This window comes from Pseudoduganella sp. R-31, from assembly GCF_049913235.1.
In the GTDB taxonomy this organism is placed as follows: domain Bacteria; phylum Pseudomonadota; class Gammaproteobacteria; order Burkholderiales; family Burkholderiaceae_D; genus Rugamonas.
The window spans coordinates 49,723-64,805 of the sequence record NZ_CP183986.1 but is presented as its reverse complement, the minus strand read 5'-3'; the positions used below and the strand labels follow the sequence as shown (position 1 = coordinate 64,805).

14 protein-coding genes are annotated in these 15,083 nt (G+C 57.4%); 9 read left to right on the top strand and 5 right to left on the bottom strand.

The features are described from left to right. Window positions 1-13: 13 nt before the first annotated feature. Window positions 14-2,023, bottom strand: a complete 2,010-nt coding sequence (locus ACN9MY_RS00270; protein WP_426336684.1) for a neutral/alkaline ceramidase — start codon at window positions 2,021-2,023, stop codon at window positions 14-16. Window positions 2,024-2,255: 232 nt separating this feature from the next. Between ACN9MY_RS00270 and ACN9MY_RS00265 the strand changes: the two genes are divergently transcribed. Next, window positions 2,256-2,558 (top strand): helix-turn-helix domain-containing protein, encoded by a 303-nt coding sequence (locus ACN9MY_RS00265; RefSeq protein ID WP_426336683.1) that lies wholly within the window; start codon window positions 2,256-2,258, stop codon window positions 2,556-2,558. Further along, the gene (locus tag ACN9MY_RS00260) at window positions 2,555-3,904 is read left to right on the top strand and encodes a HipA domain-containing protein (RefSeq protein WP_426336682.1); all 1,350 of its coding nucleotides are present in this window, start codon (window positions 2,555-2,557) and stop codon (window positions 3,902-3,904) included. The genes ACN9MY_RS00265 and ACN9MY_RS00260 overlap by 4 nt, the downstream gene beginning before the upstream one ends. 13 nt (window positions 3,905-3,917) lie before the next feature. On the opposite strand, the gene ACN9MY_RS00255 is transcribed toward ACN9MY_RS00260, so the two are convergent. Beyond that, window positions 3,918-4,124 carry a Wadjet anti-phage system protein JetD domain-containing protein gene (locus ACN9MY_RS00255; RefSeq protein ID WP_426337671.1) on the bottom strand — a complete coding sequence of 69 codons (207 nt, stop codon included), beginning with the start codon at window positions 4,122-4,124 and terminating at the stop codon, window positions 3,918-3,920. A gap of 62 nt (window positions 4,125-4,186) precedes the next feature. Here ACN9MY_RS00255 and ACN9MY_RS00250 point away from each other — a divergent pair, with 62 nt between their 5' ends. The 5 genes from ACN9MY_RS00250 to ACN9MY_RS00230 are packed head-to-tail and all read left to right on the top strand — an operon-like array spanning window position 4,187 to window position 11,130. Then, entirely contained in the window at window positions 4,187-6,919 is a 2,733-nt protein-coding gene (locus ACN9MY_RS00250; protein ID WP_426336681.1) for a type VI secretion system Vgr family protein, read from the top strand. A 41-nt stretch (window positions 6,920-6,960) separates the two neighbouring features. After that, window positions 6,961-8,634 carry a lipase family alpha/beta hydrolase gene (locus tag ACN9MY_RS00245; RefSeq protein WP_426336680.1) on the top strand — a complete coding sequence of 558 codons (1,674 nt, stop codon included), beginning with the start codon at window positions 6,961-6,963 and terminating at the stop codon, window positions 8,632-8,634. A 1-nt stretch (window position 8,635) separates the two neighbouring features. After that, window positions 8,636-9,712, top strand: a complete 1,077-nt coding sequence (locus ACN9MY_RS00240; RefSeq protein ID WP_426336679.1) for a T6SS immunity protein Tli4 family protein — start codon at window positions 8,636-8,638, stop codon at window positions 9,710-9,712. Between the two features lie 52 nt (window positions 9,713-9,764). After that, window positions 9,765-10,841 carry a T6SS immunity protein Tli4 family protein gene (locus ACN9MY_RS00235; protein ID WP_426336678.1) on the top strand — a complete coding sequence of 359 codons (1,077 nt, stop codon included), beginning with the start codon at window positions 9,765-9,767 and terminating at the stop codon, window positions 10,839-10,841. Between the two features lie 22 nt (window positions 10,842-10,863). Further along, complete coding sequence (locus ACN9MY_RS00230; protein WP_426336677.1) at window positions 10,864-11,130, top strand: PAAR domain-containing protein; 267 nt, start codon at window positions 10,864-10,866, stop codon at window positions 11,128-11,130. Between the two features lie 41 nt (window positions 11,131-11,171). On the opposite strand, the gene ACN9MY_RS00225 is transcribed toward ACN9MY_RS00230, so the two are convergent. From ACN9MY_RS00225 to ACN9MY_RS00215, 3 genes are read right to left on the bottom strand one after another with little or no spacing between them, the layout of a single operon-like run. Next, a complete protein-coding gene (locus ACN9MY_RS00225) occupies window positions 11,172-12,449 on the bottom strand; it encodes an alanine racemase (RefSeq protein ID WP_426336676.1) in 1,278 nt (425 codons plus the stop codon). A gap of 8 nt (window positions 12,450-12,457) precedes the next feature. Then, on the bottom strand, window positions 12,458-13,825 hold the full coding sequence (locus ACN9MY_RS00220; protein ID WP_426336675.1) for a D-arabinono-1,4-lactone oxidase: 1,368 nt from the start codon (window positions 13,823-13,825) through the stop codon (window positions 12,458-12,460). After that, window positions 13,822-14,175, bottom strand: a complete 354-nt coding sequence (locus tag ACN9MY_RS00215) for a c-type cytochrome (RefSeq protein ID WP_426166368.1) — start codon at window positions 14,173-14,175, stop codon at window positions 13,822-13,824. Before ACN9MY_RS00215 ends, ACN9MY_RS00220 begins: the two co-directional genes overlap by 4 nt. A 135-nt stretch (window positions 14,176-14,310) precedes the next feature. On the opposite strand from ACN9MY_RS00215, the gene ACN9MY_RS00210 reads away from it, so the two are divergent. Both ACN9MY_RS00210 and ACN9MY_RS00205 read left to right on the top strand, forming a co-directional pair. Further along, a complete protein-coding gene (locus tag ACN9MY_RS00210; protein ID WP_426337670.1) occupies window positions 14,311-14,640 on the top strand; it encodes a type II toxin-antitoxin system PrlF family antitoxin in 330 nt (109 codons plus the stop codon). Further along, complete coding sequence (locus ACN9MY_RS00205) at window positions 14,637-15,074, top strand: type II toxin-antitoxin system YhaV family toxin (RefSeq protein WP_426166361.1); 438 nt, start codon at window positions 14,637-14,639, stop codon at window positions 15,072-15,074. Before ACN9MY_RS00210 ends, ACN9MY_RS00205 begins: the two co-directional genes overlap by 4 nt. Window positions 15,075-15,083 lie beyond the last annotated feature (9 nt).

The following is a 15,083-nucleotide window of genomic DNA, read 5'->3' as shown; positions in this document are numbered from 1 at the left end:
GGCCGGCGGAACCTCAGTTCACCACGAAAGTCCTGCTGGTCCCGCTCAGCCCGTACACGGCGCCGTTCCAGCCATTCTTGTAGTCCCCATTGTGCCGTATGCGGTATTGCCCGCTCTCCGCATCGGCCGGAATCGTCCAGCCAATGACCGCCTGCGAAGTACCCCACACCGGATCGATCCGCACCCAGCGATAGCTGGTGTTCCAGTCGCCATCCACCGCCACGGTACGCCACGCCGAGCCGTCCCAGCGCTGTACTTCCAGGAAGCTGCCGTTCAGGCGTAGGTTATTCTTTGGATGCCCCGTCCAGAACGAAACCTCCACACGCTGGCCGCGTGAATAGCTCGCATTGGCCTGCTGCACCACATCGCCAAAGCTCTTGAAGATCGGCGTGTTATCCAGCACCACACCATTCTGGAACGACATCTGGTTGCCGCTCAAATCCCGCACCGCCGCGCTGGCGCCAGCCGCAGTCCCTTGCCGCATCGCCGTCGCCAGCTCATGGAAGCTTTGCTGGTAAGCCCCCAGCGTCCACTTGCCGAAGTGCGTCGAGGCGCCCTCGTAATGCTGTGCGTCGTACTCCTCCGGCGTGGTCACATAGCCGGAATAGGCATTCGCATACCCGGCAAAGACCACGTGCTTCACGCTATCGCCCAACGCCGCCTTGACGGTCTCGCGCACGCGCCGCCCGGACATGATGGTGAACTCCCCCGGCGCCGCAACAATCGCCAACTGCCCGATCCGCACGATGGAAATCGGCAGCACCTCCGGCGACCAGGGGAAGGGCGCCTGCGTGCCCGTCGACAGCAGCACCGGCTTCACGCCCTGGCAATCGCGCACCCACTGCGGCGCCGGCGCGATGATGCCGCCCAGCGCCTGGAAGAACGGGTTGCCCGTCAGATCGCCCTCATTGAAGCCATCCAGCCCGCGCCCGTCTTCGGTACCCGCCGCGAAAGCGCTGCCAATGGCTGCCGGACAGGTGCTGCGCACCACGCCATCCGCGAAGCGCGCCTGTACGGTGACGCGGGATAAGTCGATATAGCGCTGCCGGTAATCCACCGGCCCCGCCAGCGGCTCCAGCGCGCCGTTATAGATGGCCAGCGCCTTCTGCAACTGCCGCTCGCCGATGATGCGCGTGTTATCCAGCTCATTCGCCGTAGGCCCTGTGCCGTCCAGGTTCAGGTTCGGCGTCATGTCGCCCGCATTCGACTGCGCAAAGGCCGCCACGAAATCGCCATCCGAGTTATAGCGCACGCCCTTCATGTCGTGCTCCCAGCGCCATTCCGCATAACCCTTGTTATCCGGCGTGATCAAGCGGTTCTGCGGCGTCATCGACACGCCATGCGTGGCGAACCAGCTGATCACGCCCACATCGTTGCCGCCCTGCCTGAAGCGCAGCACCGTCATCTCCGGATCGATATTGCGCCCCCAGCGCTCGCGCTCCGCCTGCGGATTGCGCAGGTAGGCCGGGTTCGAACGGTTATTGCTCGCATCCGTCAACTCGCCCTTGCCGATCGCGATGCTGCCCGGCTTCAGGTCGCGATGCGCCTTGTCGATGGCCGCTACAATGCCGCCGACAATCGCATCGAAGGTACGCTGGTTGAAACCGTAGGTAGTGAAGTTGTACAGCGCGTAGTGCGAAAAGCCGCCAGGCCCTCCGTGCGTATGCGTCGCCGACAGGATCACGTTCTCCGCCGAATACAGGCTGCCATGCTTCGCCTGCAACTGCCGCAAGACCGCCTGCTGCACGCCCTGGAACACCATGCCCAAGTCATTGTTGACGAAGACCATGCGCTTGCCGCTGGCCTGGTCCACCACGATGAAAGCTCGCGCCCGCTGCCGCATGTGGATGCCGGCCGTCACCTGCGAGGTCGAGCCATACCCCATCATGCCCACTTCCGCCGCCTCGCCCGTGATGTCGGACATGCCGCGCCCGACCAGGTAAGGATCTGCAAATGCCGTGCTGCAAACCACGCTTGCGCCCAACAGAGAAACCAGGCGCACGAACCGAAAATATTTCGTCATGACCGTCCCCTTTGCCGCTGCTGTTTGAAAAACGATGAACTTGGAGAATAACAGCGTTTTTCTTTTTGCCGATGATCTTGGTCAAAACGCGACAGTAGCAAGTACGAAGCTTAGAGTTTCGGAATAACAGAAACTAGTGCTGGGGAAGGGTGTATGTTAAAGAAATTTCGGCAAATCAGAAATAGCTGGAATATACTGGTTATCGTCGTCCGACTTTCTGAAATTCCGAAATATGAATCAAGCCACCTTTCCAGCGCTGCCGGCCGTACAGGTCATACGAGAATTGGCCGACGTTGGCCGCCAGGTACGAGCCCACCGCAAACAGCAAGGATTACGCATTGACGATGCCGCCGCGCTGAACGGCGTCTCTGTGGATCTGCTGTCGCGCCTAGAAAACGGCGCCGGGGGTATTCGCACCGACAAGCTCCTGGCGGTGCTGGACGGTCTTGGCCTTGCCTTGGTTATCGCGCCGAAGGATCACGAACTACTTCAACGCCTGCCCCAAGACAGGCTTGCCGGTAACGAAGCGGCATGAAACAGCCAACTCACCAGCTAAGCCTATGGCTGCACAAGCGTCATGTGGCGGATATTGGCTACGAGCCGCTGAACGAAGCCTGGTCTTTGCGTTATACGGATGAATGGAGGGAAGACCTCCAGGCGTTTGCACTCTCGCCGGCCATTCCGCTTAACACAGAATGCAGTTCAGCCCCGATACGCCGCTTCATCGAAAACCTGCTGCCTGAGGGGCGGGCGCTGGACATCGTGGCATCGGCACAAGGCGTCGCAAAGAGTAACGTCTATGGCCTGATTCGCGCACTGGGCACTGAAACCACGGGCGCATTCCGATTCTTGCCACACGGCGAGGATGGTAGTACAGAGCCCGCGAGAATCCGTCCGCGCGAGATCACCCTTGCGGAACTGGACGAGCGTATTGGTGAACGCGAATCACGTCCCCTCGCTGAATGGGATGGCAAGGTCCGCATGTCTGTAGCTGGCTACCAGGACAAATTGCTGGTCTATGCAAACGGCGAGCCAAGCGAAGCGCCAATGTTCCTGCCCGACTTCCCATTGGCCTCTACCCACATTCTTAAACCGGAGCCGGTCGACGCTCGCCTGCCCCATATGGTCGCCAACGAACATTTTTGCATGACGTTGGCAAAGCGCCTTGGTCTGCCGGCGGCCATAGTAAGCATCCTCCGCACGCCGCGGCCCGTTCTTGCGATCGCACGCTTTGACCGCACAACGCATAACGATACAAGTGGCGCATGGGTGGAGCGCAAGCACATCATCGATGCCTGCCAGGCCAGCGACTTGCCGGCCGCATACAAATACGAACGCAATATCGGCAGCGTAGGCGAGGCGGCGCTGTACCGTGACGGTGTCAGCTTGCCCAGGCTATTCGGCCTGCTTGCGCACGCAACCCGCAAGGCTGCCGACCGGCTGGCGATGCTGCGCTGGGCGCTGTTCCAGCTCATGATCGGGAATAGCGACGCTCACGGCAAGAACTTCTCCTTCTTCGTGAACAGGTCAGGCCTGCAAGCTGCGCCCTGGTATGACTTGGTAAGTGTCGTGCAATATCCTCAGTTTTCTCACGACCTAGCCATGGCATTTGGCGATGAATTCAACCTTGATCAGATCAAGGCGTTCTCGCTGGCCGACTTTGCCCAGCGCTGCGGAATCGATCGGCAATTGCTGGTGCGTGAGTGTCGCCGCCTGCGGGATGGAGTGTGGCAGCATGCCGCAGACGTGGCAAATAGCCAGCCATACTTGCCGGAGGAACGAGAACTGGTGAACAAGATTGTGGAGTTTGCCCTATCACAGGCTCACCGGCTGGAAGCAATCTCCAGAGAGGCAAGCCGCATCCCGCCAAACCTGCTCTGATACAAAGTTGTGATCAGCGACTGGCGCTCAATGCATGCAGGACCACCTCCCATGAGATGCGTTCCTGCTCCAGCCTAACGCAGTGTCCCCAGCGGTGCGCGCGCAAACCCTGGTACACAATGCGTTCCGCCGGCTGCAAGAGCGACAAGTCTTCCGCCCAGGACTGTTCCAAGTGCGTATCGTGTCGCTGGTAACTCGCGCACGATTTGCTGAAGATCAACGTCGACAAAATTTACACGCGCAAACTGGGCTCTCGCGTCAACCAGACGATTGGAGCCTGCCGTGGACAATGCCCTGCTCAGCTTCTTCCAGCAAGACAAGGACCTGATCACGGACAATCGACCGCTGCGCCTGCGACTGGCCCATCCGACCCAGATGCTGGAAGATGTGCTGCTGCCGCAGATGGTGCAGGGCGCCGAAGCAATCTGCGGCAGCGTTGAATACCGCATCCTGTGCGTCTCGCTTGACGCCTTCATCCCGCTGAAAGAACTGATCGCACTGCCGGTAGCGATCGACATCGTCACTGACTGCGGAGATTTGCGCACCATCTGCGGCATTGTCACCGAGGCGCGCGCCGGAGACAGCGACGGTGGACTGGCCAGCTATCAACTGGTGCTGCGCGATGCGCTCTCCATCATGGAGAAGCGCACCAACACCCGCGTGTTCCGCAACAAGAACGAGGTGGAGATCGTCACGCTGATCCTGGATGAATGGATACAGACGAATCCCGTCATCGCGACCTGCTTCCACTACGAGATGGACGACTTGTTCGCGCACCAGGTCTATCCGCAGCGCGAATTCACCATGCAATACAACGAATCAGACGCTGCATTCATCCGGCGGCTGCTCAAGCGCCGCGGCATTGCGTGGTACTTCCGTGCAGATCAAGGCAACTGGCCATCGCATACGATGGTGCTGTTCAATCACCCGGATAGCTTATTGCCGAACGCCGCAGGCGTCGTGCGCTATCACCGCGATGCCGCCACCGAAGAACGGGACACCATCAATTCCTGGTGTGCAGTCCGCACGCTTCAACCTGCCAGCGTGACCCGTTTCAGCTGGAACTACAAGAATCCTCGTACTTCGGACCTCATGCTTGCCACTGCCCGAAGCGGCGCCGACCAGGGCGAGTCAGGCAACGAAATGGCAGCGAGCCTGGATGATTACCAAGTGCTATCGCCCCACGCAGGCGACGATTACGATGACTTGTGCCGGCTAGGCGAGTTGGCAATGAGCCGTCATGACCTGGATTCAAAGTGTTTTCATGGCGAAGGCAGTGTGCGCGACATGTGTGCGGGCGAATACTTCACGGTTGAGGGCCACCCGGAGGTCGACGGCCACCCTGGCGGTGAACGCGACTTTGTTCTCACCTCGGTGCAGCTTGCGATTTCAAGCAACCTTTCCAAAGGCATCGCGGAAAGGGTCCAGCGCGTTTTCTCGCGCAACCGTTGGATCGCGGGCGATGCGCTGGCGCATTTTGATCCGACCCAGTCCAGCACACGCATGAAGGTCGCCTTCACCGCAGTACGCCGGGGTATTCCAATCGTGCCGGCATACGACCCGCGAGCCGAGGTTCCAAATGTCCCGATGCAGAGCGCCATCGTTGTAGGCCCGGAGAACGAGGAAGTCTACTGCGATGAACTGGGCCGCGTGAAGATCCGATTTCGCAGCACGCGGCCCGCCGATCATGAACACGCGCAGGGTGCAGGTGCCGCCGACAACGATGTCGACTCGGCCTGGGTACGCGTTGCCAGTACCTGGGCTGGAAATGGACCAGGAAGCCTGAATCAATGCGGAAGCCTGCACTTGCCGCGTGTAGGCAGTGAGGTGCTTGTGGCATTTCTCGGCGGCGACCCAGACAGGCCGGTAGTCGTCGGCCAGGCCTACAACGAGATCGCAAAACCACCAGCGTTGAGCCAGGCAGGTGAGTTGCCGGGTAATCGGTACATTTCTGGGATCAGAAGCCGTGAGATTCGCGGCAGCGGAGCCAATCGATTGCGCTTTGACGATACGACGAGGGAGATTAGTGCGCAACTGGCCAGTGATCATGCAGACGCACAGTTAAACCTTGGCTTTCTCACGGGCGATAAGGCCAATGGGGTAGGGGAGAAACGCGGCGAGGGCGCAGAACTCGCAACAACCTTAGCCGCGTCAGTTCGCGGTGAGAAAGGTGTTCTGATATCCGCATCTCCATTTACTAAGTCAAAGCGAGACATGCTGGACCGAGAGCCATGCCTGAGCGCCGCGACCCTGGCGCATGGCGTCTATAAACACTTGGCCGAGGTTGCATCCAAAGCGTCGGAAGATGGCGTGGCAGAAGACTCGCTTGGCGCCGTTGTGGCGAAGCTGGAGAAGTGGACTGAAGGCGGTGGCGATCCATTGGCCGCGATTTCCGCGCGTGGAGGAATCGTCGCCGGTTCACCGGAATCAATCGTTATTGCATCGCAGTGCGATCTTCATGCCGCATGTGGTCGCGATGCAAATATCGGCGCTGGCGGGAGCATTCTCGCAAGGGCTGTAAAAGGGGTGAGCGTGTTGGCCTGCAAACTGGGGATGAAGCTAATTGCCGCGGGTGGCGACATCAAGATCCAATCTCAAAACGGAAGCATTGAAATCTCAACCGCAAAAAAAATCAAGCTGATCGCAAACGAGAAGATTGAATTGCACTCGCCTGCGATCAGGTTTGTGGCCCAAGGCGTTCAGATCGATTGTGGCGATGGAAAGATAACTCAGCAAAGCAGTGGGCCTCACACAATCAAGTCATCAAGGTTCGACCACCTGAACGGAGGGGAGGGCACAAATGAAAAGCTTGTGGTCCCGAGCACTGACGTCGAACATGACCAACAGGTTCTAGTTACAGACCTTCAAAGCAACGAGCCCCTGTCCAATCGAAAGTACCGCATCAACGTTGAGGACGGACAGGTAATTGAGGGAGAAACCGACAAGGATGGCCTTACTGAGCGATTCAAAACAAAGACAGCTTTCGCTAAATATGAGATCGAGCTGGTGGAATGAGAGAACGAAATTAGCAGTGGAGTACGCGTTTAGGAGAGAATATGAGTGTCAACCTGAATATTGCGGAAGGTTCCGCCGGAAGGCGCGCCACAGGAATTTGTACTCCGAAGGAAGATAAACGCCCGCAGAGGTTTTCAGTTCCTGCGAACCGCGTCATTCCCATTGTTTTTATCCCCGGAATCATGGGCTCTAACTTGCGCATGACGCAAAGTCGGCAAGCAAGGTTAGGGAAGAAGGACAACATTGCCTGGAACGCGGATAAGGTCGGGTCAATGTTGGAGATGAGGACATTTCAGCCGAGCGCGCGACAACTGCGACTCGATCAAGCTGGCACGGAAGTGGAAATCTATGATCCTGTCCGCAATCCTACCGGAAACCCTAAAGAAACGGCCGACGAGCGCCATGATGCAGTTGTGCCAAGTTCTGAGCTGAAGAAGTCAAAGAGCAAGTATGTGCTGATGGATTCAGAATCGTCTACCGATAAGAAAAAAGATGCTATTGAAAAAAAGGCTCGCCGACGCGGCTGGGGTGAAGTCTATTTCGGCAGCTACAAGGACTTGTTGCAAGGCTGTGAGCTTTCGTTAAATGACCTTTCGAGTACCAAATATTGGGACGGGATACTCGACGTTAGTCCGAGTACTTGGGGGGCGATTAAAGAGTCTTCCCTTGCCCCGCTTTCTTTGAAAGAACGGAACGATGCACTGAGAGGGTGCGTGTTCCCAGTTCATGCGATCGGATATAACTGGCTCCAGGGAAACATGCAATCTGCTTTGATCATCTCGCGTCGTATTGAAGAGCTGATCGCAAAATATCAATCGAATGGATATGACTGTCGAAAGGTCATCCTGGTAACGCACTCGATGGGAGGCCTGGTTACTCGCGCAATTGTTCATCCCTCTATCGGAGGTATGTCGGAAAAAATACTTGGCGTGATCCATGGCGTAATGCCCGCTGCTGGGGCGCCAGCTGCGTATAAGCGTGTCCGATGCGGTGTTGAGGGGGCTGGCATCACGGCTGAAATCCTGGGTCCCACCGGGGCGAAGGTGTCGGCAGTGATGGCAAACTCACCCGGCGCATTGGAATTACTTCCTTCCGCAAAGTACGGCAATGGATGGCTCAAAATAGTGCAAGGTGAGCAAGTCATCAAGAAGCTGCCAGCATCTGGGGATCCATACGCCGAAATCTATCAAGCCAGGAATACCTGGTACGGCCTCTTAGTTGATGAATGGGTGAACCCTGCGCGTGATACTGAAGGCGGCGCGGAAAGGACCCGAGGATATCTCGCAAATGCAAAGTACTTTCACGAGCTGATTGCCGACACATACCACGCAAATAGCTATGCGCACTATGGTGTTGACAGCAATCGGCCATCGTGGGAGACCATAACGTGGGAGGTAGGTCCCGGCTCGCTTTCCATGATGCCCGATCAATGGAAGGTATGTTCGGACTCCGGTAATGGGTCCCTGCAGGTTCTCGCCGGCGACACTAAGCATGGAAATTCTTCAATGATCAAAGTGAAGCTGGGGCCTTCAACCGGACCAGGGGATCAGACTGTTCCAGCACGCTCCGCCGATACCCAACAGGCGAGTGGACGATTCAAAGGAATATTCAGACAGCATGGATACGTGCATCAAGACAGCTACAGCGACGAGAAAGTGCTGAGCTCAACGATCTACTGTTTAGTCAAGATTGTTCAGAATATGCAATGGACGTGACATGTGCATCATCAAAGCGCTCAATTCGTTACTTCTTGTATCCGCAGCAATAATGGTGCCTGAGGAACCTGCACATATGGAAAACACAATGCATCCTACGCGAAGTAGAGTCGGCGAGATTTTCGCCAAAATCAAGACGGTGTGTGTTGGCCGTTATGCACTCGAGGTCCCCAAGTCAGCGACCGTTGTATATGGACCTGCGAGTGCACCGTTCCCGATCGAACGCTATCCAGAGCAGGCGTCGCGGCTTGATGAGGTCGCACAGGAGTTCGCAACAGATGCATTGGCAAGAAAGTCAAAGTTCCCTATTGGGCCTGCTTCGAGTTCAGGCTCTTTAGTCGGCACGATTAGGCAAGGAAATACTAGCCAACACAAGATTGTGTACGGAGTAGACAAAGGGACTGGTGCCTTTTATACGATGTATTCGATTTTTGTCCTTGGTCCGGACTTGTACGTTCAAGAGCACAGCCATTATGGCGACTCCCAAGACCTTGAAAGAATCGAAGGCGAGCTCAAAGCATCTGCAGCGCGGATCATTCCGCGCTTACTCGATGCGACCGTAGAAAAGCCAGGTGTTTGTATCGATGGGGCTTTAGTAGTCGATACCGGGGCCATCCGTTATGAACGAGCGACCTTAGGCATCCGTTTGAAAGAGTACGAGGACGTTCACTTTGCACTCGAAATGATCTTGAAAGACAGGTTGATTGACTCAGACGCGCTTGAACCGCGTCTGAAGGAAGCGGAAGAGAATGCCAAGATCCAAGGGAATGCGGAATGGTATTCGAGGATCAAGTTCTTTCGACGAGGGACGCGGAGGATTTCAAATTGGCAGGGCTTTGAAGCATTGGCGAAAAGGCCTGCGCAAGGAGATATCTCGTCACTTCATGAGTTCTCGTTTGTTAGTCAAGGAGAGCCCGGCAATCCACTGTTGCCAGTGTTAACTCTTGAGCTTTACTCTGGAGTCAAGGGGAACATTTTTGGCGAGGGGGCACCCAGCCTGAATGATGACGAGATGATTGAACTATGGGGCAAGTTGACGAACTCTATTAGGCCTATCGCCTTCCCCGTTAAGGAATGAGTCAATTCCAACAATTCTGAAGTCCACGTTGAGACCATGAAATGGAGCTGATATGAAGGGAATTGGATCAGCACAGGTGGCTCTCCATCTCATTTCCTTAAGCCTTGTGGTTCCACCTTCAGCGCATGCCATTCCGCAGGAACGGAAAGTGGCAGAAAAGCCGAGCAGGGTTCAACAGATCTATCTGAATACTCGGCCAGTTTGTATCGGTCGGTATGTCATCGACATTCCCTCGACTGCAGAAATCGCGTATGGGCCCGCAAATGCACCTTACGCGATTGAGCGACGACCAGGCGAGGCTGGGCGCTTTCTCCATATCATCCAAGAGATTGTTCACGAAGCCCAGTCAAGGAAATCCCCTTTCCCCATTGGGCCCGCATCCGCTCCAGGATCGAAGGTCGGAACAGTTGTTAATGGTTTCAGCGATAGGCAAAAGATTGTTTATGGCGTTGACTTTGGTACTGGCGCGTTCTATCAGTTCCATTCGGTGGTAACCATTGGGAATGACGTGTATGTGCAGAAGTATTCTTTTTTTTGCGACGTCTCTGAACTAAGCAAGATAGAGGAAGAACTACGATCAATAGCGTCACGGATAATCCCGCGAGATGTCGAACTTCCGATGGAGAAGAATGGTGTATGCATTGACGGCGCGTTCGTGCTTGACGGCGGCCATAGTCATCACGAAATGACCACGTTGGGAATCCGCCTGCGCGATTTTGCTGACGTTCATTTTTCGTTGGAGATGATATTCAAGACCCGTCTCATCGATTCCGATGCACTTGAGCCGCGGCTGCGGTCCGCAGAGGAGCAAGCGAAGGCAAATGGAAATGGAGAATGGTATGCGCGAATAAAGTCTCTCCGTCGTGGCGAGCGGCGAATCGCCAATTGGACGGGCTTTGAGGCCCTGTTGCGGAGGCCTCCTCAGGGAAAGTACGGTTCATTTCACGAGTTCGCATTCGTTAGCCAGGGGGAGCCGAACAATCTGGCACTTCCTGTTTTAACTCTTGATTTGTATACAGGTGTAGCAGGCAATGCTCTCGGCGGCCAGCCTAGCCTTACAGATGATGAGGCCATCGAGTTATGGGACAGGCTTACTGGCTCAATTCGTCCGAACAACATAGACCACTGATAAATTTTAGCAGGAGGCGAGTATGGCAAAGGTCATCAGGGTGGGCGATCCAACTTCACATGGAGGGAAGGTGGCAAAGACCAGCGCGCCACATGTGCGAGTTAGCGGTAAGCCCGTTGTTCTGGTTGGCGATCAATGCATGTGCCCCATGACCGGTCACCAGAATTGCGTCGTTGTCAGTGGAAACAGCCGACACACAGTCAACGGTAAATCCGTCGCGTATGAAGGCGACAAGACAAGCTGCGGTGCAACCCTGATTTCAACAATCGCCACGTTTTCCTCAGGTTAGCAATTTCCGGGCATCGAAAGAAGATTGCTGCAACGTTTTTTCTATGGCATGGCTTCCATAACCGGCCAGCGTTCCGCAATCTTCCCATCGTCCATAACAGCGATATCGCCAAACTGCTGCAGCACTGCCTCGCTCTGCCGCGGCCGGAAAAGCACATAGTCGTCGACCTGCAATTGCTGCGCCCCCGATCCCAGCAAGGCCTGCTGATTGGACGAATTTCCATACAGGCCGCTAGCCGCCAGCCCCGCTGGCGACACCGGTTCCGCCATCCAGTTGCCCCCATAGACGAAGTAGACGTGCTCCTGGTTCACATCCCATGCGCGCGCCGCATCGCCCAGCACCTCAACGCCAATCGGCATCTGGAAGCGTCGATCCGCCTTCAGCACCGGCGTAGCGATGAAAGCTGCTGGAGACAAATCCCGCAGCAAGTCGGTATCGAAGTCGCTCGGCTTGACGAGCGCGGAGCCCAGCGCAATTTCATTTGCAGCCCCGCTGCCGTCATGCAGCCGGTAGGTCGGTGAACCGCCCGCGTTGAACACCAGCGCATCTGCCGCACCCTGGGTGCGCATGCCCTGCGTGGCAATACCCGCAAACTCACGGTAAATGGCTTTGGCTTCTGTCAGCGCCTTCTCGCGCAAGCTCGCCAATGGAAGCTTGGCAACGTGCGCGTCATATCCCATCATCCCCGCCCATTTAAGGCGAGGCTCCTCACGCAGGATCGCCAGCATCTGCTGCAGCATCTGCGTGCTATCCACGCCGCCACGATGCAAGCCCACGTCGATCTCCAGGCTGACGCGCATATCCAGCTGCTGCGCCTTTGCCAGGTCGCGATACTGTGCCAGGCGTTGCGGCGTATCCACCAGCCACTGCAACTGCCGCTCCGGACTGAATTGCCCACCCTGGAAGCTCCGATAGAACTCCGCTGCCGCAGCAACAGGGAGAGGCTTGCCAAGCAACAGGTCCACATCCCCGCGCTGCGCCGCAAGCTGCTGCAGGTAAGGCAGGTTGAACACCATCAGCCGGCGCGTCTGCATGGTTTGCATCAGTAGATCCAGCAAGGGCAGGCAGGGAAGGGACTTGGCCACCAAGCGCAACGGCAGGCGCCCATCCACATTGCGCATTACCTGGCGCGCATTAGCCAGAAGGCGGTCGCGGTCGATCACCATGGTAGGCGTGGCAATACCTGCCGCACGTAAGGCCCTGGAAGCGCGCGCAAAGTATTCCGCATGCGGCGCACCCTTGTCACGCGGGCGGACCGCCAGCGCAGCAGCGCCCACCAGTCCTGCGCCGATGGCCGTCATCACAGCACGTCGTTTCAACGCCATCATCACGCCACCCCAAACATCGAACGCAAATGCGGATTGAGCATGCGGCCCTGCGGGTCCATCTTCTGCCGTAGCGCCAGGAAGTCGTTCCAGCGCGGATAAAGCGCCGCCAGCTCCTTTGCCGTGAGGTTGTGCAGCTTGCCCCAGTGCGGCCTGCCGCCATGCTTGCGGAAGATCGGGCCCAGCTCGGTCACCAGGTAATCGTAAGCCTCCCCATGCGCCGCATGCACGGCAATGGAGCAGCTGTCACGCTTGTGGAAGGGACTGAGCCAAGCATCGTCACCTTTGATGAAGCGGAACTCCATCGGGAAGAACACTTCATTGCGCTTTTCCAGCGCAGCGATGATTTCGCGCACGCAGGCGATGCCCGCCTCGCGCGGCACGTGGTATTCCGTTTCGTTGAAACGCGTTGGCCGTACCGTGGAGAGAAGCTTCCACGAGCGGTTCTTCGCCTCCTCGGTCAGGTCCGGATCGATCAATTTGCCTGCCGCCCAGCGCCGCAGGTCGGGGAACCTGCCCAGCCAGTCGCGCAGCTTGCGCAGGTCGCTCAACATCTCCTCATCCTGCGAATGCGGCACCAGCACATCGCCGCCCTGGTACTCGTCATGCGCAATGCCCGCTGCATAGCCGGTGAAGGGAAGGTAGTAGAACTCGAAATGCCGATGCTTGCGCGCCAGCTCGCCGGCCTGCTCCAGCATGTCACCCACAGGTCGCAGCCACACCTTGCGGTGCAGGCTGAAGGATGGCACAACCCGCACGGTCGCCTGCGTGATGACACCCAAGCTGCCGAGGGAAACGCGCGCCGCCGCCATTTGCTCGGGATGGCGCTCCTGGTCCCACTCCACGATCTCGCCTTGCGGCGTGACCAGGCGCAGCGCCATCACGTCCGCATGCATGGCTTGCAGGTTCGCCCCCGTGCCGTGCGTGCCGGTGCTGATGGCGCCTGCCAGCGACTGCATGTCGATATCCGGCAGGTTGCGCAAGGCCATCCCAACGCCATCGAGCTCGCGCGAGATCGCAGCCAGGCGGGTGCCTGCGCGCAGCGTGGCAGTCATGGCCGCCTTGTCGTGCGACAGCACGCCGGACATGCGCTCCAGCGAAATAATCGTGCCGTTGGTAGGCACCAGGGGAGTGAAGGAGTGGCCCGCGCCTACACAGCGCACCGTGCCGCCAGCATTGCGCAATAGGTCTGCGAGTGCCTGCTCGTCGGCCGGCGTGGCAAGCGATTGCGCCTGGCATTGCTGCACTTCCGACCAGTTCTTCCAACGGAAGGGACGGGGTTGCATCGGCGCTGCGTGCGCACGACCCGTTAGCAAACCCGCCGCCGCCGCCATGGCGCCGGCCTTCAGGAACAGGCGACGCTGCCTCATGATCCGCTCCTTGCCATGAAGAGGGTGAGAGCCCGCAGGTCATCGGCGCTGCAGTCGTTGCATTGGCCCATGGCCGGCATGGCGTTGAAGCCATCGCTAGCATGCCGCACCAGTTGGTCGATGCCCTTGTCGAGACGCGGCTTCCAGTGCGGCGCGAAGCCGGCCAGCGGCGCCCCGCTGCCGTTTCGCGCATGGCACATCATGCACGAACGCTCGTAGCGCTCGGCCAGCCGCAACTCTCCCGGCCGCGCCGTAGCAGCCCATTGCAGGTCGGCCGCAGCCGGCTCCTGTTTGGCAGCGGAACAGGCGCACAGGCCTGCCAGCATTGCCAATCGCAACAACGCTCGCATCGACTCCCCTTCTTCAAGTGGGACAACGTCAAGCGAGAATAACGTTGTTTTCGTTCCGCAACAACGTTATTAATATCGGGCTATATCAATTAGCAACACTTTGATGTGGTAATGCAATTGCATTACCATGAGTTCATGGAACCTACTTTTGAAGCAGAATCCACGTTAACCGATCGTTACCAGACGACGGTACCGGAGCCGGTCCGAAAGGCACTACGCCTCAGCAAGCGTGGAAAGATTCAGTATCTAATTCGCAGCAATGGCGAAGTGGTTTTGCGCCGTGCGGAAGAACCCGACACAGAAGATCCTTTGCTCGCTCAATTCCTTGGCTTCCTGGCCAACGACATTGCGAAGCACCCTGAGCACATTCAAGCAGTTGACGTTGGACTGGTTGAGCGGCTTCGTGAATTGACAGCCGATGTTGAAGTTGACCTGAATGCTCCGTTATCGGAAGCCGATGAATGATCACGCCCAAACCAACGCCGTTGGTTATTCATGGTTGGACGGTTTTCGCACACCCACTGTTTCTCTCGCAACTTGAAGCATTAAGGGGCCAGGTAGAGGCTCAGAAGCAGAAGGACCCACAAGGGTACGTTAAGAAAAATGCAGCCAAACGCCTTGCGGCAATAACAAAGTTAGCTTTCGACCAGATTCCCCAAGATCCTGCCCGAGCGGAATATCGACAGGGAGCGACGCTGGGCGGCGAACACAAGCACTGGTTCCGCGCCAAGTTTTTCCAGCAATATCGGATCTTCTTTCGGTTTCACGCGTCCAGCAAGGTAATTGTGCTGGCGTGGGTGAATGATGAGTCGACGAAACGAGCGTATGAAAGTAACGACTCAACTGGTGAGCGAAGCGAAAGCAGGATCACAGCGGCTGCAGCGATTGGTCAAGACTAACCCGGAGTA

What these genes read in the sequence shown, in the direction of transcription:
- ACN9MY_RS00235 (WP_426336678.1), top strand. Translation starts at nt 9,765, where the DNA reads ATGAAGGGAATTGGATCAGCACAGGTGGCTCTCCATCTCATTTCCTTA.
- ACN9MY_RS00270 (WP_426336684.1), bottom strand. Translation starts at nt 2,023, where the DNA reads ATGACGAAATATTTTCGGTTCGTGCGCCTGGTTTCTCTGTTGGGCGCA.
- ACN9MY_RS00230 (WP_426336677.1), top strand. Translation starts at nt 10,864, where the DNA reads ATGGCAAAGGTCATCAGGGTGGGCGATCCAACTTCACATGGAGGGAAG.
- ACN9MY_RS00210 (WP_426337670.1), top strand. Translation starts at nt 14,311, where the DNA reads ATGGAACCTACTTTTGAAGCAGAATCCACGTTAACCGATCGTTACCAG.
- ACN9MY_RS00240 (WP_426336679.1), top strand. Translation starts at nt 8,636, where the DNA reads ATGTGCATCATCAAAGCGCTCAATTCGTTACTTCTTGTATCCGCAGCA.
- ACN9MY_RS00265 (WP_426336683.1), top strand. Translation starts at nt 2,256, where the DNA reads ATGAATCAAGCCACCTTTCCAGCGCTGCCGGCCGTACAGGTCATACGA.
- ACN9MY_RS00220 (WP_426336675.1), bottom strand. Translation starts at nt 13,825, where the DNA reads ATGAGGCAGCGTCGCCTGTTCCTGAAGGCCGGCGCCATGGCGGCGGCG.
- ACN9MY_RS00215 (WP_426166368.1), bottom strand. Translation starts at nt 14,175, where the DNA reads ATGCGAGCGTTGTTGCGATTGGCAATGCTGGCAGGCCTGTGCGCCTGT.
- ACN9MY_RS00205 (WP_426166361.1), top strand. Translation starts at nt 14,637, where the DNA reads ATGATCACGCCCAAACCAACGCCGTTGGTTATTCATGGTTGGACGGTT.
- ACN9MY_RS00245 (WP_426336680.1), top strand. Translation starts at nt 6,961, where the DNA reads ATGAGTGTCAACCTGAATATTGCGGAAGGTTCCGCCGGAAGGCGCGCC.
- ACN9MY_RS00260 (WP_426336682.1), top strand. Translation starts at nt 2,555, where the DNA reads ATGAAACAGCCAACTCACCAGCTAAGCCTATGGCTGCACAAGCGTCAT.